Origin of the sequence: Zunongwangia sp. HRR-M8, from assembly GCF_027594405.1 — a bacterium.
Taxonomy (GTDB): domain Bacteria; phylum Bacteroidota; class Bacteroidia; order Flavobacteriales; family Flavobacteriaceae; genus Zunongwangia.
Genome location: NZ_CP115161.1, coordinates 106,486 through 127,850, shown reverse-complemented (window position 1 = coordinate 127,850; position 21,365 = coordinate 106,486). Strand labels below are relative to the sequence as shown.

Here is a 21,365-nt window from a genome sequence, read left to right as displayed (position 1 = left end):
TTACTGCTCAAATTCCATTATTTTTGCGTTGTTTAAATTCAATCTAAATAAATTTGAAGGTTACAGTAGCTCAATTAAATCGAGGCGAACGCGGGATTATCAAAGAATTCTCCGCAGATAATGTACCATTAAAATTACTCGAAATGGGATGTCTTCCCGGTAACGAGGTCGAACTGGTACAAACCGCACCTTTTAAAGATCCTATGTACCTTAACATCAACGGAAGTCACTTAGCCATCAGAAAAGAAACTGCTTTACAAATTGAAATAGAGCTTATCAAATGACCGGCAAACAGATTAATGTAGCGCTAATTGGAAATCCTAATACGGGTAAAACTTCTGTATTTAATCAGTTAACCGGTTTAAATCAAAAAGTTGGTAACTATCCCGGTATTACTGTAGAAAAGAAAGAAGGAATCTGTAAACTCCCTCGTGGTTTAAAAGCACACATTCTTGATCTTCCCGGAACGTATAGCCTAAACGCATCTTCGCTAGACGAAAATGTGGTGATTGAATTATTACTAAACAAAAACGACAAAGATTATCCAGATGTTGCCGTAGTTGTTAGTGATGTTGAAAACCTTAAAAGAAATCTTCTTCTTTTTACCCAAATAAAAGATCTGGGAATTCCTACAATATTGGTTATCAATATGGCCGATCGTATGGAACGTAAAGGAATTTCTTTAGATGTTGATGCATTAGAAGAACGATTAAATACAAGTATTGCCTTAGTAAGTGCCAGAAAGAATATGGGAATCGATAAGCTAAAAGAGCTTATCATTAATTACCGCAATATTTCTACAACGCCTTGTGTAAATGCTTCAGTAATCGATCCAGATTATTTTGATAGTTTGAGAAAAGCATTTCCGAAGCAATCTTTATACAAGCTATGGCTGGTAATTACTCAGGATGTTAACTTCGGAAATATAAACCGAAATGAGCTCAGTAAAAATTCTAGCTTTAGCACAAAGCCAGTTTCTGAGCTTAAACGGCTTCAGCAAAAAGAAACCATACATCGTTATCAATTTATAAACGGAGTTTTAAAAGAAACATTAACCGTAAACGCACACGCTGCCAAAGATTTAAGATCAAGATTAGATCGTGTCCTGACGCATAAAGTTTGGGGTTATTTTATTTTCTTTGGTATTCTTTTATTGATATTTCAGGCGATTTACGACTGGTCCAGTTATCCTATGGATCTTATTGATAGTACTTTTGCTTCACTTAGTGAGATGGCAAAAACAAACCTTCCTGAAGGAGTTTTTACGAATCTCATTTCAGAAGGGATTATACCAGGTTTAGGCGGAATTGTAATTTTTATTCCGCAGATCGCATTTTTATTTCTCTTTATATCGATACTGGAAGAAACCGGTTATATGAGCCGTGTGGTATTTTTAATGGATAGAATCATGCGACGCTTTGGATTAAGTGGTAAAAGTGTGGTGCCATTAGTTTCAGGTACCGCTTGTGCTATCCCGGCTGTTATGGCTACCCGAAATATAGAGAACTGGAAAGAACGCTTAATTACTATCTTAGTCGTTCCCTTTACCACCTGCTCGGCCAGATTGCCTGTTTATCTAATTATCATTGCGCTTGTAATTCCCGATGATACATTTTTAGGTTTCAATTTACAAGGCTTAATGCTTATGTTTCTTTATTTGATAGGTTTTGGAACTGCCATTGTTTCGGCCTGGATATTAAATTCAATTTTAAAAATAAAGACCAAAAGTTATTTCGTGATAGAAATGCCAAACTACAAACTTCCTATGCTAAAAAACATCGGAATTAATGTTGTTGAAAAAACAAAATCTTTTGTATTAGGCGCAGGTAAAATCATTTTGGCAATCTCTATTATTCTATGGGTACTCGCCAGCTATGGACCCGGTGATAATTTTAATAAAGCTGAAGAAATTGTTCGTGATAATTATACGGAACAAACAACGCCAGAAAATGCCGAATTAGAGCAAGAAATTGCCAGCTATAAACTGAAACATTCTTACATAGGCATTATGGGGCGTGGCATCGAGCCTGTTGTTGCTCCTTTAGGCTACGATTGGAAAATTGGTATTGCCATTATAAGTTCTTTTGCAGCGCGTGAAGTTTTTGTAGGTACACTGGCAACTATTTATAGCGTTGGTAGCGACGAAGAAGAAACCATTAAAAATAGAATGGCTGCAGAAACGAACCCAATACTTGGCGGCCCCTTATTTACGTTGGCTAGTGGCGTAAGTTTATTGCTTTTTTATGCTTTTGCGATGCAATGTATGAGTACGCTGGCTATTGTGCAGAAAGAAACCAATAGCTGGAAATGGCCAACCTTACAACTTATAATTATGAGTGTTTTTGCCTATGTGGTAGCGCTCATTGCATTTCAGGTATTGAAATAAAATTGTAAGTAATTTGTAAAATTTCGACTTAAAATCTATGGAAATGATACAACATATTTTAGTCTTTCTAACTTTTCTAACCGCTGTTGGATACTTGATAACTAAGTTTGTGTGGAAACCTGCTTTTCTAAAAAAAACACCAAAAAACGACAAATCTTGCGGTGTGAGCGATTGCGGTTGTCATTAATTTATCGTTTCTGATATTTGTAATAACAACTTGTAATCTTCTTCTTTAATTTTTATAGGTGTTTCTGGATAAGGAGATAAACCTTTAAATTTCAGATTGATATTGGCCAATTGCGGTAAATTATTAAGATTGAGGTCTACAGAATTACCAATTTCGAGAAGATATTCTCCACAGCTTATTTCTCCTTTTTTAAGTTGAATTAAAACCTCAGCAGTTCCTGCCCAAACACAAGTTACATTTTTAGGGCATCGCGAATCTGAAATTACTTTTTTTAGAATCACTTTATAGTCACCATTATCAAACTCCTGTCCTATCTTCAAACCAACCTGAGTTACAAGCACGGCAGTAGAATCTATTTGAGCAGATGCACTAAAAATTGAAAGTACCATTAAAATTATTGGCAAAATTTTCTTCATAACCAGCTTCTTTACTTAAAGACGATTAATATTAAAGAATGTTGCAAATTTTATCCAAGCCCTACATCTAAAGTCATCATCACCATAAACCCACCTATAAAGCCTAAGGTACTAACATCGGTATATTTACTTTGTTGAGATTCTGGCACTACTTCCTCTACTACTACAAAAATCATTGCCCCGGCAGCAAAAGCTAAAGCATAGGGTAAAATTGGCTGAAAGGTCATAACGGCCCAGGCTCCAAGCACCGCTGCCACAGGCTCAACAATCGCTGATAATTGACCGTAGTTAAAACTTTTTCTTCGGCTAAAGCCCTGCCCTCTTAATGGCATCGCAACCGCAAATCCTTCAGGGAAATTTTGTAATCCAATTCCTATTGCTAAAGCTACCGCCCCGGCAATACTTGCGCCTTCAAAACCAGCTGCTGCACCTCCAAATAGAACACCCACAGCAAGACCTTCAGGAATATTATGTAAGGTGATGGCTAAAACCAGCAAAATCGACTTATGCCATGGGGTTTTAATTCCTTCTTTTTCAGTACTACTAAAGTTTACATGTAGATGTGGCAAAACTTTATCTAATGCGAAAATAAAGAGAGCTCCAAGTCCAAAACCTACTACAGCCGGAATTGTTTTTTCAAAACCTTCACCAGGGCTCATTTCTATCCCAGGAGCAAGTAAACTCCAGAAACTTGCGGCAACCATCACACCACCAGTAAAACCTAACATACCATCAAAAAGCATCCGATTCATTTTCTTAAAAAAGAATACCAAAGCAGCACCTAGCGCGGTTAATCCCCAAGTAAAAAGCGTAGCATAAAATGCTGCTAATACAGGATCGATACTTTCTAAATAACTTATAATTTTATCCATTATAGAATTGAATTTTATGTAATAAATATAGGAATCTCAATGCGATGTCTCACAGCATCTACAGTAGTTCCCAACATTAGATCTTTAAGCATTTTATGGCCATGGCGCCCCATTACCAATAAATCGCAGTTATTTGCTTCTGAATTTAAAAGCTGCGGAATTGCTTTTTTAGGCGTACCGAAGCTAAGATTTATTTCGACGATATAGCCTAAATCTTCTAATTGCTTCTTATAGTTTTTTAAAAACTCGGTATCCTTATCGGTTTCATAATCTTGAATTTGCTTTCCGTAGATAACTGCACCGGGGGTTTCAACGGTATGCAAAAGTGTATATTTACAAGTCTTGCCTCCAAGATTTAGCGCTGCGGAAATACTTTTTTTGTCTGAAGCTGAAAAATCTATGGCAATCGCTATATGTTTGAAGTTTTTTTCTGAAATAGCATCGATCCTTTCCGGATCCTTATGTGGGGCATGATTCTTAATCCACTCTTTTGCCATTCTCTCTTTAAAAAATGGCCAGAAAGAAATAAATAGTAAAAGCAATGCGGTAGCTAAAACTATGGGTACGACAAAAATCCAGATGTAAGTAGCATCATTCGAGGAAGTAATCCAGTTTTTTAATTCATCAAAAACAAGTTTAGCGTTTAGCAAAACAATGATTATACTGATAATCCAGGAAGCAATAATGATAGGCCATTTAATATGAAAGCCCTTCATCGTTTTTTTATCGCTTACAAAATGGATAAGCGGAATAATGGCAAAACCTAGCTGTAAACTTAAAACTACCTGACTAAGCAATAAAAGCTCTCCCGTGGCTCGCTCCCCAAAATAAATAATCGTTAGAAATGCGGGGACTATAGCGAGTAATCGCGTAATTAAACGTCTTACCCAAGGCTGAATTCTTAAATTTAAATAGCCTTCCATTACAATTTGCCCTGCCAGTGTTCCTGTTAATGTAGAACTTTGCCCTGCTGCAATAAGTGCCAACGCAAAAAGTATAGGTGCTAAAGAAGATCCTAAAAGTGGTTCTAGTAATTGGTGGGCATCCTGAATTTCAGCAACTTCAAACATTCCGTTTTTAAAAAATACCGAAGCTGCTAAAATTAAAATGGCAGCATTTACAAAAAAAGCAAGATTTAAAGCTATGGCCGAATCAATAAAATTATATCGAAGAGCCTGGCGAATACCGTTTTTGGTTCTTTTAATTCTACGAGTTTGTACCAGCGAAGAATGTAAATACAAATTGTGCGGCATTACCGTCGCCCCGATAATCCCGATAGCAATGTAAAGACCGTCGCTGCTTGGTATTGTAGGAATAAATCCGTTTGCAATTTCAGGAAGATCTGGTTTTGCTAAAAACATTTCCAGTAAAAATGATCCGCCAATGATAGCGATAAGTGCTACGATAAAAGCTTCCATTTTTCGCATGCCTTTATTCAGTAAAAAAAGCAATAGAAAACTATCGAATACTGTAATTGAAACTCCCCAAAGCAACGGAATATCAAATAATAACTGCAGTCCAATCGCCATCCCTACAACTTCAGCAAGATCGCAGGCTGCTATGGCAATTTCAGCAAAAATATAAAGTATAAAATTTACAAAAGGAGGATATTCTTCTCTGGAAGCCTGAGCTAGATCGACACCTCTAACTATACCCAGCCGCGTACATAAACTTTGTAAGAGCAATGCCATAATATTAGACATCAACAACACCCAAAGCAAAGAATAACCAAACTGGCTACCACCAGCCAGATCTGTGGCCCAATTACCGGGATCCATATAACCCACACTTATTAAATACGCCGGACCCAAAAATGCTAAAATACGCTTCCAACCCGTTTTTTTACCGGAAGTGTTTACCGAGTGATGAACCTCACCCAAAGATTTATTTTGGTTGAAATTACTCAACTTTGGCCGGTTTTAGATAAATATTATTCGCTGCCACTTTAGATATGGTAAGCTCCTTATTGTTTATCTGTAGTATCATAGAACCATCAAACTGCTCCTTTTCAAGAATGCTTATGGTTTTGCCCAATTTAATTTTATTACGATCTAAATACTGAAGAAAAGCTGCGGAAGAATCTTTTACGCCTACACATACGCCTTGTTCACCCTGATCGAATTCAGCTAAAATTTTCTTCTCCAGATTCACAAAATTACCTTCAGCGTCGGGAATTGGATCTCCGTGAGGATCGCGTTTAGGAAATTCTAAAAATTTATCCAGTTTATCTATTAGTTCATCAGATTTAATATGTTCTAATTGCTCGGCAATGTCGTGCACCTCATCCCAGTTAAACTGAAGCTTTTCCACCAAAAAATATTCCCATAAACGATGTTTACGAATCACCTGAATGGCAATATGCTCCCCTTTCTCGCTAAGCTTTACGCCCTGATACTTTTTATAATTTACCAGTTCTTTTTCTGAAAGTTTCTTCACCATATCGGTTACCGATGAAGCTTTGGTCTCCATTTCTTCGGCAAGTGCATTAGTACTTACACCACGAACATATTTTTTCTGTAAGTGATAAATCGATTTTAGATAATTTTCTTCGGAAAGCGTCATTTCAAATTTAATTATACACAAAAATACATTTTTTTTAATTAAAACAAATTTTTAGATTTGTCTAAAAATAATATTTAACTCAGCTAATTAAATTGGTAATATGAAGATTTTAAAACTGTTACTATTTATTTTTCCGGTGATTTTACAAGCCCAGCAAGAGATTGAGATTACAGGAAAAGTAGTAAGTAACGGTCGTCCTGTACCTTTCGCAAATATTTTAATAGTAGGAAAAGAGCAGGGTACTTCAGCCGATCGTGAGGGCAACTTCAGTATCAACATTTCAGAAAAAACATCTATAAAGATTCAGGCCATCGGTTATAAAACAAAAATCATAAAAATTACGCCTGAAATTATACAAAATCAGTCTTTAATTATTCAGCTTGAAGAAGACCAACTGGGTCTAGATCAAATTGTAGTAAGCGCCACCAGAAATAGAGTGAACATCAAAGAAGCTCCCGTAATTGTAAATGTTTTGAGTCCAAAACTATTTAATGCCACCCAATCCATTTCGGTAGCAGAAAGTTTAAATTTTCAACCCGGTGTTCGAGTAGAAACTAATTGCCAAAACTGTGGCTTTACCCAGGTTCGATTAAATGGCCTTGATGGAAGTTATACTCAGGTTTTGATAAATAGCCGAGCTGTTTTTTCAGCCTTAAATAGCGTTTATGGGTTAGAGCAAATTCCGACTTCTATTTTAGATCGTATAGAAGTGGTTCGAAGCGGTGGTTCTGCATTGTATGGTTCTAACGCTATCGCAGGAACGGTAAATATTATCACCAAAGATCCGGTTTTAAATTCATGGCAAGTTTCATCGAATTTAGGTTTAATCGACGGACAAACTCCCGATCGAACATTAAATCTAAATGCAGCGGTAGTGAGTGAAGATTTAACTAGCGGAGTTACTGTTTTTGGAATGAAACGCGACCGCGATAGTTACGATGCCAATGGCGATGGATTTTCTGAACTTACCGAACTTACCAATACTAGTGTAGGCGCTAAAGCTTTTTTAAAACCCAACGAAAAAAGTAAACTAACTTTAGATATTACCGCTTTAGAAGAATATCGCCGTGGCGGAAACAAATTAGATTTAGCTCCGCATCTTACTGATATTACTGAAGAATTAGACCACAATACTTTAATTGGCGGAATTACTTACGACATTCGGAATAAAGATGCCAGCAACAATTTCTCGATATACACTTCTGCCCAGCTTACCGATCGAAAAAGTTTTTATGGAGGTTTGGGTGGCGGGCGTACTCGACAGGATTCAATTTCTGCGGCGAATGCTTACGGAAACACCGATGACCTCGCACTACTTTTTGGTGGGCAATTCACGCGAAATTTTAAAAACAGTGATGATATTTTAACTGTTGGAACCGAATATAATCTAAGCAATACCGAAGATAATATTCCCGGCTACAATCGATATATCGACCAGAAAGTGAATTCAATCGGCACTTTTGCTCAGTACGAATGGAAACCTTCAGAACAGTTTACCGCATTAATTGGTGGCCGGCTAGATTATGTAAATGTTGATGGAAGTTATACTATCCAAAATATCAATCGAAATTCAGAAATCGATCAAACCGTTGTTAGCCCGCGGTTAACCTTACGCTATAAGCCATCCGACGATTGGCAGTTTAGAGGTGGTTACGCTCGTGGTTTTAGAGCGCCACAAGCTTTTAATGAAGATTTGCATATTTCTTCTGTAGGAGGCGAACCCCAATTCGTTATTTTATCAAACGATTTGGAAACTGAATACTCTAACGCCTACACCGCTTCGGTAAACTATTCCAAGAATTTTAATAAACTTCAAACCAATTTCTTATTAGAAGGCTTTTATACCGAACTTGAAAATCCGTTCACCACCATAAGTACCGGTGCCAGTTTACCAAATGGTTCTATTGTAGAAGAAGTAAGAAATGGTAGCGGCGCCTATGTAAGCGGAACGAATATTGAAATTGGCGTTTCCCCTTCTTCAAAATTAATTTTTCAGATGGGCGGAACTATTCAGAATTCCAGATATAAAGAAGATCAGGTTTTGTTTGAAAGCGATGGTAGCAATCCTACAGAAAGCGATATTGTTATTTCTGAATTTGTTAGAAATCCAAATGTATATGGGTATTTAAATACTAATGTATCTTTTTTTGAAGAAACAAGTCTCGATATTACGGGAACCTACACCGGATCGATGACGATACCACACGTAATTAGCGACTCCGGTTTTCTAGAACTTAACGAAAGTGATTCTTTTTACGATATTAATCTGAAAGTTACGCATCATATCGATATTACTGAAAATTTTCAGATGAATGTTTATGGTGGTGTTCAGAATATATTTAATGCGTATCAAGACGATTTCGATACAGGGGCGACTCGAGATTCCGATTATATTTACGGCCCAGCACAACCCCGGACTTTTTACTTCGGAATAAAGTTTGGAAACCTGCATAATTTATAGAATTTAGAAATGAGATCGCTGCGCTGTTAGAATTTAGATAATAGAGAAAAGAGGCAAGAAACAGGACTAAATTATATTCAATTTGAAGATTTGATAATTTGGAAATGCGTTAATACGAAATAAGAATTTAGATCACTGCATTCTTAGAAATAGAGAAGCGATATGAGATTTTGAATGCTGACTGGTGGATAAATTTAATTTCATATGAATGCTTCTGCTGTCGTCGTGCTGAACTTGATTCAGCATCTCATCCTGATGAGAAAATAGAGTAAAATGCTGAATTTTGAATAAAAAAATATGAAGGCTAATTGTTTTCCGAAAACCGTTAACTAATTAAATTTGAATAGATAAAACCAGAATATGACTAAAAATTTTCAAATTTTAATCTTATTCTTAGCTCTTCCCTTACTAGGGCATAGTCAGGAAAACGATAAAATAAACTGGCTGGATTTTGAGCAATTAGAAGATTCTCTTAGCGTAAAATCTAAGAAAACCTTTATCTATTTTTATGCAGATTGGTGCGTGTATTGCAAAAAGATAGATCGAAATGCCTTTAAAAACACTGAGATCATTACAAAATTGAATTCAGATTTCTATGCCGTAAAAATGAATGCAGAAATTACCGATACGATCACTTTTGAAGGTCAAAAATTTTACAATCAACAAGCCGAAACACAAAGAAATGGTATTCATCAAATCCCGTTGCTACTCGCCAGTCGGAAAAATAAAGCATTCCGTTTACCGGCAATAGTAATTTTAGATGAAAAATTTAGTGTGCAAAAACGCCAATTTGAGTATTTAACCACTAAAAAGATGATGGAGCTGCTTAGTCGTATTTAACTAATCTTGCGCGGCTAAAGGTAAAATAACCAGCAGTTCAGTTTCAGAAATCTCTATCTCCTCTAGAACTTCTCCATTTACCGATGCCCCTACGGGAATAATATAAGAATAACAAGGTTCTTCAATTTGTTCCGCCTGAATAATTACCTCAACCGTTTCAAATCCCTCAACACTAATCTGATATTTAAAACTTTCCTTACTGCCTAGCATATATACGCCCAGAGAATATTCAATTTCACTATATATAGAATTAGTTTCTGCATATTCGATTTCGGATATATAAACAAACCCGGGATTCCCTAAATCTGATTCTATTGTAATAGTCTCTGGATCAATACTTCCGTTTTCAAGAAGATTTTCTCCCGAAGCATCTACCAGTCTTAATAAAAATTGTGGAGAATAATAACTGTCTAAAAAAGCATTTGCCTCGAAGTTACAATCAATTTCTCCATCATCATCACTTGCACAACCGACCAAAAACACCAATAAAAATAAAAATCTTAAACTCGCTTTCATAAACCTTTGTTTTATAACTAGATACCTAAACAACTAAATAGTTGCGTAACAATGCAAAAATAATTTGCGTTAGGGATTGCAGTGAAAATCCTTTTGTGAGGTACGAGCAAAAGATTGTAGCGTAAAGCCCGGCCGCAGGCAACGCCCAAAATTTAATCCATCGAACCATAGAACATGTGCTAAATTAATTACAAATGGCTCGATGAGCCTTAGAAGCCACGTTCTTTTTGGATGGTATCGTAAGCTTCCTGAACTTTATCAAATTTCTCTCTTGCACCTTTTTTATAAGCTTCGTCCATATGTTCTAGCTTATCTGGATGGTATTTTTTAACCATTTTACGGTAAGCTTTTTTAACTTCGGCATCTGATGCTGATTTCTCGATTTCCAAAATTTTGTAAGCATTCTCTGGCGATTGCTTAAAAAACATCGCTTTTATACTCTCAAAATCTTTAGCTCCGATCCTTAGATAACTGGCTATTTGCTGAATCATATTTGCCTCTGCACTACTTACCGTGCCGTCGGCCTGCGCTATCCCGAATAGAAAATGAGTGATTTGTAAACGTGTAGGGTATTGAGTTCGGCTGGCTAAATACTGAGAAATGCGAGAAGCCGATAATTGACGGTCTTTGATTACGTCATTAAACGTTCTAAAAGTGGCATTGGCGCGCTCTTTCCCGTAGGCACGTACAAAATAAGAACGTACATAATCGAGTTCGCTTTGGGAGACTTTCCCATCGGCCTTAATAACCAGTGCACAAAGCGATAGCAAATTTAGCTCAAAATCGCCGGGAGATACCTTCGATTCTTGTTTTCCCATCATAGATTGTAGAAAACCACCACTATCACGATTCCAATTATCTAAAAGTGTTCCAATGATAAATCCAAGGATCGCTCCTGGAAATCGCATGTACATAAAACCTAAAACAGCTAGAAGCCACTTTATCATAGATTGCAAATTTTTAGCAAAGATAACATTTACAAAACTAAAAGCTTTTATTGTAAGGCACAGGTTTTCTAAGCGACAACTTGATAAGAAATATAGGTTTAAGCATTGATATTCATTAAGCTGAACTTAATTTAATACCTTTGTATCTAATAACGTTTAATATAAATAATTACAATATATGTATCCAGCAGATTTAGTAAAACCAATGCGAGAAGATCTTACAAGCATAGGTTTTGAAGAATTACACACTGTAGAAGATGTTGAAGCAGCAATGAAAAAAGAAGGGACTACGCTAGTTGTAGTAAATTCGGTTTGTGGATGTGCTGCAGCGAATGCAAGACCAGGAGCTAGAATGTCTTTACAAAACGCAAAAAAACCAGATAATCTTTTTACTGTTTTTGCAGGGGTAGATCGTGAAGCTACAGATTTAGCTCGTGGATTTATGGTACCATTTCCACCATCTTCACCTTCTATGGCTTTATTTAAAGATGGAGAATTAGTGCACATGTTAGAGCGTCACCACATTGAGGGTCGCCCTGCGGAAATGATCGCAGAAAACCTTACAGGTGCATACGACGAATTTTGCTAGATAGCATTCACATTCAAGATATTAAAAACCGACAAATAATTTTGTCGGTTTTTTTATGCTCCAAAAGCAATCTAATTAGATGGTTTGTATCTTATTAATATGAAGAAAAGAACCTTGCTCATATTAACGATTTTCGGCCTACTCTCCTGCGCCAAAATGATCGAATAAGAAACTTATGGGCGATTATACATAAAAGTTTATTTTTGTAGTTTTTAAATTGAATAATGAAAAAACTACTATCATATCCGTTAACGGTAATTTTTTACTTTTTTTTCTTTCTTACTTTACTTGTATTTCATCCAATCCAATGGATATCTTTAAAATTGGGTGGTTATTCGGCCCATAAAAAAAGCGTAGATATTTTTAATTTTTTCCTGTTACGTTGCTTAAACATTTTGGGAACCCGGTTTATTGTTAAAAACGGACATAATATTCCAGTTGATCGGCCATGTATTTTCGTAGCTAATCATCAAGGCGTTTATGATATCCCTCCCATCATCTGGTATTTAAGAAAGCACCATCCAAAATTTGTTAGTAAAAAAGAATTAGGAAAAGGCATCCCAAGTATTTCTTTTAACCTGAAACATGGTGGATCGGTCTTAATCGATCGTAAAAATAGACGAGAAAGTTTACTCAAAATGGCCAAATTCGCCAAATATTTAAAAGAAACTAATCGATCTGCTGTAATTTTTCCTGAAGGCACCAGAAGTCGTGATGGGCAGCCAAAAAAATTTGCAGCTAGCGGAATGCAAATGCTTTTTAAGCAAATGCCCAATGCAATAGTTGTTCCAATTACTATCAATAATTGCTGGAGGCTACTAAAAGATGGAAGCTTCCCACTAACGATAGGTGTAAAATTACGTATGAAAGTTCATGAACCTATTGAAATCGATTCTACAGATCCAGAAAGTCTGGTAGCCTTGGTAGAACGTACCATTATTGCTGATATTCGATAAAATATGACACAAAACGAATTGATTATAGATAATACGATTGCGTTTGTAAAGGAAACTTTAGCGAATGCGGAAGGTGGTCACGATTGGTTTCATATTGAGCGAGTATTAAATAATGCAAAACTTATCGCTAAAACCGAAAATGCGGATAATTTTATTGTTCAGTTAGGAGCTTTGCTACATGATATAGCTGATTCTAAATTTCATAACGGTGATGAAACTATAGGCCCCAAATTAGCTTCGGAATTCTTAAAATCACAAAATGTTTCTTCGGAAGTGATTGAGCATGTCGTCAATATAATTCAGAATATATCGTTTAAAGGCGGGAATACCGAGCAGCAATTTCATTCCGCAGAATTGGATATTGTACAAGATGCCGATCGTTTAGATGCCCTTGGTGCTATTGGAATTGCCAGAACTTTCAATTATGGAGGGTTTAAAGGAAGAGCACTTTACGATCCTGAAATCGAACCAAAACTGAATATGACTAAAGAAGAATACAAAGCTTCTAACGCGCCAACCATTAATCACTTTTACGAGAAATTATTACTACTGAAAGATCGAATGAATACCAAAACAGGTGCTGAAATTGCCCAAAAACGTCATGAATTTATGGAGCAGTTTTTAAACCAGTTTTATGCCGAATGGAATGGAGAAGTTTGAGTTTTTAATTGATGCTAGCTCCTAGCCTTCAGGTATCAGCTTTTCATATTTTCCAAAACAAATAAACCTCACAGATTTACTGTGAGGTTTTTTATTTCTGAAATATTTAAATCTTAATATGATCTCCTATCTAAGTTCTAAATTCTAGTTTTTCAAATGTTCAGCAAAAAAGCCCATCATCGCTTTATATAAATCTAATCGATTTTCCTCTTTACCAAATCCGTGTCCTTCATCATATTTTACCATATACGGGACTTCTACTCCTTTTGCCCGAAGCGTTTCTACAATCTGGTCGGCTTCATTAATATTCACTCTCGGATCGTTAGCTCCTTGAACGACAAATAGTGGGTTTTTAATTTTATCGACATGTAATGCCGGAGAAATTTCATCCATAATCACCTTTTCTTCAGGGATTCCTGGATTATACCATATTTTATATAATAACTCACGATATTTTTCCCAGTAAGGCGGAATGGTTTCCATAAAAGTATTCAGGTTACTTACCCCTACATAATCTACTCCGCAAGCATATTTTTCCGGAGTTTTAGTCATTCCGCGTAAAACAGCATAGCCTCCGTGGCTACCTCCGTAAATAGCAACACGGTCTTTATCTACATAACCTTGTTCGATTACATAATCTACTCCATCTTCAACATCGTCCATGGCTTTTCGACCAATTTCCCCAAAACCTGCTTTCAAAAATTCTTTACCGTAACCTCCTGAAATTCTAAAATTAACATGCAAAGTGGCATAACCTCTGCTAGCAAATAATTGTGCTTCCGGATTAAAGCCCCAGTTATCACGAATTCCTTGTGGACCACCGTGCGGATTTACAACTAAAGGTACTTGTTTACCTTCCTCATAATTATGAGGCAAAGTGATATAACCATGTAAAGTTAGCCCGTCTCTACTTTTGAAAGTAATCGGCTTCATACTGGCCATATCTTCAGCTTTAAGGTGTGGCAATAATTTATACAATAAGCTTACGGTATCTTTTTCTACATCGTACAAATAGTATTCTCCTACAATTTTATCACTAGTTACGGCAACCATATATTTAGATTCATCATCGGTTCTGCCTACCGTAAAAAACTGCTTCTCTCCAAATTCTTTTTCTAATCGATTATAGATTTTTTTATAGGTATCACTCACCGGAATTATTTTTGTTTTCTCTCCGGTATATGAAAAATAGTCGATTTCATAATTTCGTTTTCTAGAGAGAGACATGCCGGAAACATCGAATGTATCATTGCTAAAGACCGTTTTAATTTTCTTATTCTTTTTTAAATCATAAAGTTGAATTTCTGTTTTATCACCTTCAAGATTGGAAACTACATAGGCTTCATCCGGATTGTCTGAACTTGGGTTAAAAGAATAAATCCCAAAATTATCTCCAAATTCGGTTAATTTTACTTGTTTGAATTCTCCGTCGATCTTATATGATACTTCAGTATTCACCCCATCAACAATATGGCTAATGGCTCTTAAGTTGCCCTTACGATCAAAATCGTAACCGGCTACCGGCGGCTCTCCTTCTTTAACAGTATATAATTTGGTTACTTCACCAGTATTGATATTTAAAAGATAAGGTTCTTCTTGTTGCAAATTATCTTTATTCATCTGCACAATAACATGGTCTTTATCTTCTTTTAAAGATTCTAAAATACTAACACGCACTCCTTCAAAAGGCGTAAGTTCTTTATCATTTTCACCGTTAAGATCTACACCATACACGTGATAGTTTTCATCGCCTCCTTTATCTTGAACATATAAGATACGATTGTTGTTAGCCCAGTCGAAACCTCGAATCAAATCCTCTTCCTGCTTTTTTAAGAGGCTTTCTTTTTTTGTTTCCGTATCCATTATATACAAATCCCGTTCTCCGGAATCTCTACGCTTCATATATGCGATATGATTCCCGTCGGGAGATAACTGAAACCCATAAGTTTGCGGAGTTTGAAAATAGTCTTCTACAGAATATTTATAATCTCCGGTCTCTTTAGCGGCAAGTTTTTTTAATTCCTCTTCACTAGATGGTAATGATGTATTTCCTGGTTTTTTCTTCACAGTTTTCTTTAAATTTAATGGCAAATTTTGTCCCATTTGCTCATAAGTTCCTTCAATGTTATCACCGTTTATTTTTCCGGTAAACTTCATTTTCATTTTTGCCGACTTGATCGTCAACGAATCGTTTTGCAAAATTACCGAATCCATTTCGATTCCTGAAGCGCCCTGGGCAGGAACATCTAAAGTTGCGGTATAGCCATCTTCCGTCGGGCTAATATTAAAAATAAGCTCCAGTTGCATGCCTTGCACAGCAAGTTCTCCTGAGTAGGAACCATTAAGTTCTTGCGCCTTTACAGAAACTCCAAGAACTACTAAAAGTAAAGTTGTAAATAATTTTTTCATGGTAGTTGGTTTTGCTTATTAGTAGCAGGGGAAAAAAATTGTTACACTTTTAAGCAAACTACCATTTAAAAACCAAGTAATTACAACCGACTAAGAAATTTCTTTTTGACAAGCGGGACAGTAATAAGTGGTTCTACCCGATACTTTGGTTTGTTCGATTTTACCATTATTTCTTGGGCAATTGGCACCTTCGCCTTCTTTTCGGATGGAAGTAATATAAGATTCCGGTACGCGTTTTCCTTCGATTCTGGCTTCTTTTACCTTTTCTAAAACCTGTCCGATTTTATCGAAAATCGATTGTAGCTCTTTTTTGTTAAGCGAACTCACTTTTGTTTTTGGATGAATTTTGGTTTGAAACAATACCTCATCTGCATACATATTCCCGATGCCGGCAATTAAACTCTGATTCATTAATAAGCCTTTAATCGTACCCGATCTTCCCTCACAGATTTCTAAAAACTCTTCTTCGGAAATAGCTAATGCATCTTTTCCTAAATTGTGTGATTGTTGAAATTCTTCCATACTTTCCGCTAAATGAAGTTTGGCAAATTTTCGCGGACAGGTAAATGCCAACTTAGAATTGTCATCAAAAATTAATTTTAATTGTGTGTATTTTGGTGTTTCATTATGCTGATAATATTCCAATTTCCCCGTCATCCCAAAATGCATCACCAACACTCCGTTTTTCTTTAGATTCAGAAATAAATATTTTCCTATTCTTGACGTGGATTCAAATTGGTTATCTGTAAGAATATTTTCAAAATCTGTCTTTGGCGACTGATAGATCTTTTTATCTCCGGTTTCTACCTCAACGATCTTTTTGTGTAAAATCGTAGCATCGGCATATTTCTTTTGGTAAGCAACTTCTGGTAACTCTGGCATTGTGTTTTGGTTTACATTTTACAGAAAGCTAAGAACCTGAAAATTGAAATCTCCAGTCTGCTATAATTTTTTTCAACAAATACAGCTTCTTGTCTCTTGTCTCTTGTCTCTTGTCTCTTGTCTCTTGTCTCTAAAATTATAAATCCAAAAACCAGAATTCGCTAAATTCCTGCTAAAATTCAAAACAATTTAAGTTGGCCATCTTTATATTGTTCATGTAAATCACAGTTTAACGGCTTTCTTTCTCTATTTTTTAAATACAGTTTTCTAGCAATTTTAAACTGCTGCTTTACCTGATCGGCAAATTCTCCTTCACCCTTCATCCGGGTTCCAAATCGGCTATCGTTTAAGCTTCCGCCATGAACACTTTCAATTTGATTTAATACTTTTTCTGCTCTATCGGGCATGGTTTTTCTAATCCAATCGGTAAAAATCGTTCCTATAGCGCCATTCAACCTTACAATGGTATAACCTACACTCAATGCACCACGATTTGCAATTTCTTTCACCAGCGGCATAATTTCTTGACTGTTGATTGATGGAATAATCGGCGCCATCATCACACTTACCGGAACATTTGCTGCAGCAAGTTTTTCTATAGTTTCTAGCCGTTTTTTTATGCTGGCTGTACGTGGTTCTAATATCCTGCGCGTTTCTTCTGATAACGAGGTTACAGATAGGTTTACTGTTACCAGATTGTCTTGTGCTAATTCTTTTAAAATATCTAGATCTCGTTGCACCAAGGCATTTTTGGTAATAATCCCCACCGGATGCTTATATTTTAAGAAAGTCTTTAATAACTGTCGCGTGATTTTTAGTTTTTTCTCAATGGGCTGATAGCAGTCGGTGTTGCCTGACAAAACAATAGGAACAGCTTCCCAACTCTTGCTTCTTAGCTTTTTTTCGAGCAATTCTACTGCGTTTCTTTTAACCAGAATTTTCTGTTCAAAATCCAATCCGGGGCTAAACCCCCAATACTCGTGAGAATTTCGAGCGTAACAATAAATACAACCATGTTCACAACCCTGATATGGGTTTAAAGAAAACTCCATCCCAACATCTGGACTAGCTACTTTATTTACGATGGTTTTGGGAAAGGTATCGATAATCGTCGTTTTACTCTCTTGAAAATCATCCCCTTCAGCAGCACAGTAATTTAAAAAATCATCTCGAAATTCATGATTATGAACATCAAATCGATTGGGCACATTGCTTTGCGCTCCTCTTCCTTTTATATATTCCTTTGAAATTGACATATTTCAAAATTAAGGAATTTTTCCATTATTTTGGATTTTATCCTTTTTAATACCTAAATAATAATTTATATTCTTAAGCGTTAACTTGCATATTTTAATTATCAGGCAACCTTTCTTAGAAAATATGCGTCTTGATTAATAGAAACCATCATCAACCAAATTTACATGACTAGAATAGTAACCTTAGCCATTTTTATGCTATCGTTTATTACAAACGCTCAGCAACTAGAAACCATTACACTTTCTTCTCCTGAAAGTAAAAATTATGAAGATTTAGATTTTCTGAAAGATCAAATCCAACAAAAACGTGTTGTTATGTTAGGGGAACAAACCCATATGTACGCGAATATTTTTGAAATGAAAATTCGGATTATCGAATATCTGCATCAGGAATTAGGTTTTAACACTATTGCTATGGAATCTCCCATGTATGATATTTGGAAAATGAACCAAACAGGATTTGAACCCTATACGTTTAACAAAGCCATATTTGGAGTTTGGGGAAATAATGAAGAATTTCAGCGGCTGGTACATTATATTGAAACGAATGACCTTAACGTTATTGGGTTTGATTCTCAGGTAATCAACACCTCAAATTTTACTGACGATTTTTTTGATTTCATTGAAGAAAATAAGCTCCGTTTAAAATATGATGAAAATGATTTAGGAATTATAATCGAAGGGATTTTAGAAAATTTAACTTTCGATGATTCAGACCTCAATTTTAGCCAGTTCAAAAAAGAAATTGAATCTATAATTCGGCAAATTGAAAAACAACCAAAAACAGAAGAAAATTATTATTGGAGTCAATTCACTAAAAGCCTTTTAGCTTCAGCAAACGACGTTTACGAAAATGCAGAGCCTATCTTAAGCGAAGATTTTGCGAATAAACAGCATAATTTTAGAGATGCTCAAATGGCTGATAATTTAATTTCTTATGTTGAAAGAAACCCTAAAGAAAAAATTATAGTTTGGGCCGATAATATTCATATTATGCTAGATAATTCTTCCATTAATCAACCGATAATTGAAGAATTTGTTTCCGCAGGAAATTATATCAAAGAAAAACTTCAGGATAACGTGTATAGCTTGGCCACCATTCATGCTAACGACTCTCTATATGATTATGGAAGAAGAAAATGGGAAAAAACACCTATTAAAACCGGCTCTTTTGAGGATATTCTTCGTAAAAAAGGAGCTGACTATTTGTTTATAGATGCGCATCAAAAAGCAATGGATAAATCTTACGATTCTCGGTTATTAAGTTTTATAAATTTTTATAACCTTCGATTAAATGAATTTCATGATAGCTATATATTCTTTAAACAAGCAAGCTTACCTAAAAGCGAAAAGAAAGAAATAACTGAGGCTAAAGAAGATACTATAACAGAAAATAAAATTGCTTCGCCTAAGGCTGAAAAAGAAAAGTCTGGTAAAATCGTCAGATTAAAAGGAAAACTTATAGACGCTACGAATAACGAACCGGTAGCTTTTGCGAATTTGATTATGAAAGATGAGCAAATTTACAGAGTTGCCGATGAAAATGGCCATTTTGAGCTTACAATTAACGATAGAATGTTTAAGGAATCTTCCGTCGAAATTTCTTCAATGGGATATGAAAGCAAAACAATTGCGCTTAATAAATTGCAGAAAGAGATATCACTTAATCCTAGTTTTGAGAGTTTGGGCGAAGTTGTAATTTCGGCACATCTTACTCCAATTTCGGTATTAAAAAAGGCGGTTAAGGCAAAGTTTAAAAATCATTCAAAAGATGATTTTAATTATCACCGCTATAGCCATATTATACTGAATACTAAAGACACTACTTTTATTGATGTAGACCTAATTACAGAAAATCACGACCATGGTTTCAAATCTGAATACCGAACTACTAAACGAGTAGAACAAATACGATGGAATAAAAATTTAGCTAAAAATGTTTATAAAAATACATGGCAATTTTTCAATTTTCGAGAAGATCCTATTCGTTACGCCAATATTTTACATAAACGAAAATATAAAAAGTTCGATCTAGAATTTGTAAGCTCAGGATTACCGGAGGATAAAGGCAATTATATTATTGCATTCAAAACCAGCCGAAATAAATGGAATTACACCAATAGAGGCTATCCTACCGCCTATTCCGGCAAAGTATATATTGATAAAGCTAGTTTTGCCATTAATAAGGTGGTGGAAAACTGGGAAACCCATTTAGATGAAAAAGAAGTTGAAAATCACTATTCTGATAGGAGAGATTACCAAAAAGAAAAAAGCCTTATTATAAAAGAAGAAAATATAGCTTATTATAATAAAATCTATAAAGGTAAACGGTATCCATCTATGTATTTTAGAAGAGAGTTCAAGGAAGGAGAATATAAAAACGGAGAGAAAATCAGTAATGTTTTTGAAATCGAGTCTTATCTATACGATTATGAATTTGAGGATGTAGAGGAAATAAAATATGAATATTTTGGAAAGGAAAATGAAACACTTTTAAACCGTGTAGAATATAATCCTGAATTTTGGAATGATTTTGAATCTAATAACTCAAAATCCCAAAAGTCCGCGTATTAAATGCGGACTTTTTTCAACACCTTAGAATTTATTCTATTTTCCGGGAAATTCTGCTTTTCGCTTATTTAAAAAAGCTGAAGTTCCCTCTTTAAAATCTTCGGTTCCAAAAGCATTTCCAAATTCGTTGATTTCAATTTCAAAGCCGTTTACACCTTTTTCGTAACTGGCGTTTATTGCTTTAATGGCGCCTTCGATAGCTACCATCGAGTTATTCATTATTTTTGAAGCCAATTTCTCTGTAAACTCTATAAGTTCGATTTGCGGAGTAACATGATTCACCAAATTGTATTGCAAAGCTTGGTTTGCATCGATCATTCCGGCCGTCATGATCATTTCCATAGCTCTTCCTTTACCCACAATTTGCGATAAACGTTGTGTCCCGCCATAACCGGGGATCACCCCAAGAGAAACTTCTGGCAAACCCATTTTTGCATTTTCTGAAGCTGTTCTAAAATGTGCTGCCATTGCCAATTCTAATCCGCCACCTAAAGCAAATCCATTGATCGCCGCAATTACAGGTTTTGGAAAATTAGCCACTAAATCAAATAATTTCGCTTGACCTTCAGCCGCAAGCTTTTTACCTTCTTCCGGAGAGAAATCGGCAAACTCACTTATATCGGCACCGGCAACAAAAGCTTTTTCCCCACTTCCGGTAAGAATAATTACTTTGATATCTTCATCCTCTTCAGCCTCAACAAAAGCCTCGTGAAGTTCTTGTATCGTATCTTTATTTAAAGCATTTAGTTTAGAGGGTCTATCTATCGTGATGTATAAAATCGCATCTCCTTCTTCAACTAAAATATTTTGATAGCTCATCGTATTCGTTTTTTCTTAAAGTTAAAATTTTAATCT

Annotated in this window: 18 protein-coding genes; 8 read left to right on the top strand and 10 right to left on the bottom strand. The window is 35.6% G+C overall.

Annotation, left to right across the window (positions count from 1 at the left end; all coding sequences use genetic code 11):
- Positions 1–53: 53 nt before the first annotated feature.
- On the top strand, positions 54–284 hold the full coding sequence (locus PBT89_RS00625; RefSeq protein WP_270059643.1) for a FeoA family protein: 231 nt from the start codon (positions 54–56) through the stop codon (positions 282–284).
- Positions 281–2,386, top strand: coding sequence for a ferrous iron transport protein B (gene feoB / locus PBT89_RS00620; RefSeq protein ID WP_270062942.1), 2,106 nt, complete (start codon positions 281–283; stop codon positions 2,384–2,386). The genes PBT89_RS00625 and feoB overlap by 4 nt, the downstream gene beginning before the upstream one ends.
- A 183-nt stretch (positions 2,387–2,569) precedes the next feature.
- On the opposite strand, the gene PBT89_RS00615 is transcribed toward feoB, so the two are convergent.
- Genes PBT89_RS00615 through PBT89_RS00600 form a run of 4 tightly spaced genes read right to left on the bottom strand, consistent with a single transcriptional unit; the run spans position 2,570 to position 6,423 of the window.
- Complete coding sequence (locus PBT89_RS00615; RefSeq protein WP_270062941.1) at positions 2,570–2,989, bottom strand: hypothetical protein; 420 nt, start codon at positions 2,987–2,989, stop codon at positions 2,570–2,572.
- A gap of 50 nt (positions 2,990–3,039) precedes the next feature.
- Positions 3,040–3,861 carry a ZIP family metal transporter gene (locus PBT89_RS00610; RefSeq protein ID WP_270059646.1) on the bottom strand — a complete coding sequence of 274 codons (822 nt, stop codon included), beginning with the start codon at positions 3,859–3,861 and terminating at the stop codon, positions 3,040–3,042.
- A gap of 14 nt (positions 3,862–3,875) precedes the next feature.
- Entirely contained in the window at positions 3,876–5,768 is a 1,893-nt protein-coding gene (locus PBT89_RS00605; protein ID WP_270062940.1) for an Nramp family divalent metal transporter, read from the bottom strand.
- Positions 5,761–6,423, bottom strand: a complete 663-nt coding sequence (locus tag PBT89_RS00600; RefSeq protein ID WP_270064284.1) for a metal-dependent transcriptional regulator — start codon at positions 6,421–6,423, stop codon at positions 5,761–5,763. The genes PBT89_RS00605 and PBT89_RS00600 overlap by 8 nt, the downstream gene beginning before the upstream one ends.
- Before the next feature lie 100 nt (positions 6,424–6,523).
- Between PBT89_RS00600 and PBT89_RS00595 the strand changes: the two genes are divergently transcribed.
- Together PBT89_RS00595 and PBT89_RS00590 are read left to right on the top strand one after the other, a co-directional pair.
- Positions 6,524–8,884, top strand: a complete 2,361-nt coding sequence (locus tag PBT89_RS00595) for a TonB-dependent receptor (protein WP_270062939.1) — start codon at positions 6,524–6,526, stop codon at positions 8,882–8,884.
- A 360-nt stretch (positions 8,885–9,244) separates the two neighbouring features.
- Entirely contained in the window at positions 9,245–9,724 is a 480-nt protein-coding gene (locus tag PBT89_RS00590) for a thioredoxin fold domain-containing protein (protein ID WP_270062938.1), read from the top strand.
- Here PBT89_RS00590 and PBT89_RS00585 read toward each other — a convergent pair whose 3' ends face one another.
- Positions 9,725–10,240, bottom strand: coding sequence for a hypothetical protein (locus tag PBT89_RS00585; RefSeq protein ID WP_270062937.1), 516 nt, complete (start codon positions 10,238–10,240; stop codon positions 9,725–9,727).
- Between the two features lie 209 nt (positions 10,241–10,449).
- Positions 10,450–11,187 (bottom strand): TerB family tellurite resistance protein, encoded by a 738-nt coding sequence (locus PBT89_RS00580; protein ID WP_270062936.1) that lies wholly within the window; start codon positions 11,185–11,187, stop codon positions 10,450–10,452.
- Positions 11,188–11,365: 178 nt separating this feature from the next.
- Here PBT89_RS00580 and PBT89_RS00575 point away from each other — a divergent pair, with 178 nt between their 5' ends.
- The 3 genes from PBT89_RS00575 (at position 11,366) to PBT89_RS00565 (ending at position 13,392) form a co-directional block, all read left to right on the top strand.
- Positions 11,366–11,776 carry a BrxA/BrxB family bacilliredoxin gene (locus PBT89_RS00575; protein WP_270059652.1) on the top strand — a complete coding sequence of 137 codons (411 nt, stop codon included), beginning with the start codon at positions 11,366–11,368 and terminating at the stop codon, positions 11,774–11,776.
- A gap of 224 nt (positions 11,777–12,000) precedes the next feature.
- Entirely contained in the window at positions 12,001–12,732 is a 732-nt protein-coding gene (locus tag PBT89_RS00570) for a lysophospholipid acyltransferase family protein (RefSeq protein ID WP_270062935.1), read from the top strand.
- Between the two features lie 3 nt (positions 12,733–12,735).
- A complete protein-coding gene (locus tag PBT89_RS00565; RefSeq protein ID WP_270062934.1) occupies positions 12,736–13,392 on the top strand; it encodes an HD domain-containing protein in 657 nt (218 codons plus the stop codon).
- A 144-nt stretch (positions 13,393–13,536) separates the two neighbouring features.
- On the opposite strand, the gene PBT89_RS00560 is transcribed toward PBT89_RS00565, so the two are convergent.
- The 3 genes from PBT89_RS00560 to PBT89_RS00550 all read right to left on the bottom strand — a co-directional run bounded on the left by PBT89_RS00560 (position 13,537) and on the right by PBT89_RS00550 (position 17,939).
- On the bottom strand, positions 13,537–15,801 hold the full coding sequence (locus PBT89_RS00560; RefSeq protein WP_270062933.1) for a S9 family peptidase: 2,265 nt from the start codon (positions 15,799–15,801) through the stop codon (positions 13,537–13,539).
- A gap of 90 nt (positions 15,802–15,891) precedes the next feature.
- Positions 15,892–16,683, bottom strand: coding sequence for an Fpg/Nei family DNA glycosylase (locus PBT89_RS00555; protein ID WP_270062932.1), 792 nt, complete (start codon positions 16,681–16,683; stop codon positions 15,892–15,894).
- A gap of 179 nt (positions 16,684–16,862) precedes the next feature.
- Positions 16,863–17,939 (bottom strand): PA0069 family radical SAM protein, encoded by a 1,077-nt coding sequence (locus PBT89_RS00550; RefSeq protein WP_270062931.1) that lies wholly within the window; start codon positions 17,937–17,939, stop codon positions 16,863–16,865.
- Positions 17,940–18,104: 165 nt separating this feature from the next.
- On the opposite strand from PBT89_RS00550, the gene PBT89_RS00545 reads away from it, so the two are divergent.
- On the top strand, positions 18,105–20,513 hold the full coding sequence (locus PBT89_RS00545; protein WP_270062930.1) for an erythromycin esterase family protein: 2,409 nt from the start codon (positions 18,105–18,107) through the stop codon (positions 20,511–20,513).
- 33 nt (positions 20,514–20,546) lie between these two features.
- Here the strand turns inward: PBT89_RS00545 and PBT89_RS00540 are convergent, their stop codons facing one another.
- On the bottom strand, positions 20,547–21,329 hold the full coding sequence (locus tag PBT89_RS00540) for an enoyl-CoA hydratase/isomerase family protein (RefSeq protein ID WP_270062929.1): 783 nt from the start codon (positions 21,327–21,329) through the stop codon (positions 20,547–20,549).
- Between the last annotated feature and the right edge of the window lie 36 nt (positions 21,330–21,365).

Excerpts from the sequence above, each read along its gene's own strand:
- feoB (WP_270062942.1), top strand. The coding sequence starts at position 281 with ATGACCGGCAAACAGATTAATGTAGCGCTAATTGGAAATCCTAATACG.
- PBT89_RS00615 (WP_270062941.1), bottom strand. The coding sequence starts at position 2,989 with ATGAAGAAAATTTTGCCAATAATTTTAATGGTACTTTCAATTTTTAGT.
- PBT89_RS00610 (WP_270059646.1), bottom strand. The coding sequence starts at position 3,861 with ATGGATAAAATTATAAGTTATTTAGAAAGTATCGATCCTGTATTAGCA.
- PBT89_RS00600 (WP_270064284.1), bottom strand. The coding sequence starts at position 6,423 with ATGACGCTTTCCGAAGAAAATTATCTAAAATCGATTTATCACTTACAG.
- PBT89_RS00595 (WP_270062939.1), top strand. The coding sequence starts at position 6,524 with ATGAAGATTTTAAAACTGTTACTATTTATTTTTCCGGTGATTTTACAA.
- PBT89_RS00590 (WP_270062938.1), top strand. The coding sequence starts at position 9,245 with ATGACTAAAAATTTTCAAATTTTAATCTTATTCTTAGCTCTTCCCTTA.
- PBT89_RS00585 (WP_270062937.1), bottom strand. The coding sequence starts at position 10,240 with ATGAAAGCGAGTTTAAGATTTTTATTTTTATTGGTGTTTTTGGTCGGT.
- PBT89_RS00580 (WP_270062936.1), bottom strand. The coding sequence starts at position 11,187 with ATGATAAAGTGGCTTCTAGCTGTTTTAGGTTTTATGTACATGCGATTT.
- PBT89_RS00575 (WP_270059652.1), top strand. The coding sequence starts at position 11,366 with ATGTATCCAGCAGATTTAGTAAAACCAATGCGAGAAGATCTTACAAGC.
- PBT89_RS00570 (WP_270062935.1), top strand. The coding sequence starts at position 12,001 with ATGAAAAAACTACTATCATATCCGTTAACGGTAATTTTTTACTTTTTT.
- PBT89_RS00565 (WP_270062934.1), top strand. The coding sequence starts at position 12,736 with ATGACACAAAACGAATTGATTATAGATAATACGATTGCGTTTGTAAAG.
- PBT89_RS00560 (WP_270062933.1), bottom strand. The coding sequence starts at position 15,801 with ATGAAAAAATTATTTACAACTTTACTTTTAGTAGTTCTTGGAGTTTCT.
- PBT89_RS00555 (WP_270062932.1), bottom strand. The coding sequence starts at position 16,683 with ATGCCAGAGTTACCAGAAGTTGCTTACCAAAAGAAATATGCCGATGCT.
- PBT89_RS00550 (WP_270062931.1), bottom strand. The coding sequence starts at position 17,939 with ATGTCAATTTCAAAGGAATATATAAAAGGAAGAGGAGCGCAAAGCAAT.
- PBT89_RS00545 (WP_270062930.1), top strand. The coding sequence starts at position 18,105 with ATGACTAGAATAGTAACCTTAGCCATTTTTATGCTATCGTTTATTACA.
- PBT89_RS00540 (WP_270062929.1), bottom strand. The coding sequence starts at position 21,329 with ATGAGCTATCAAAATATTTTAGTTGAAGAAGGAGATGCGATTTTATAC.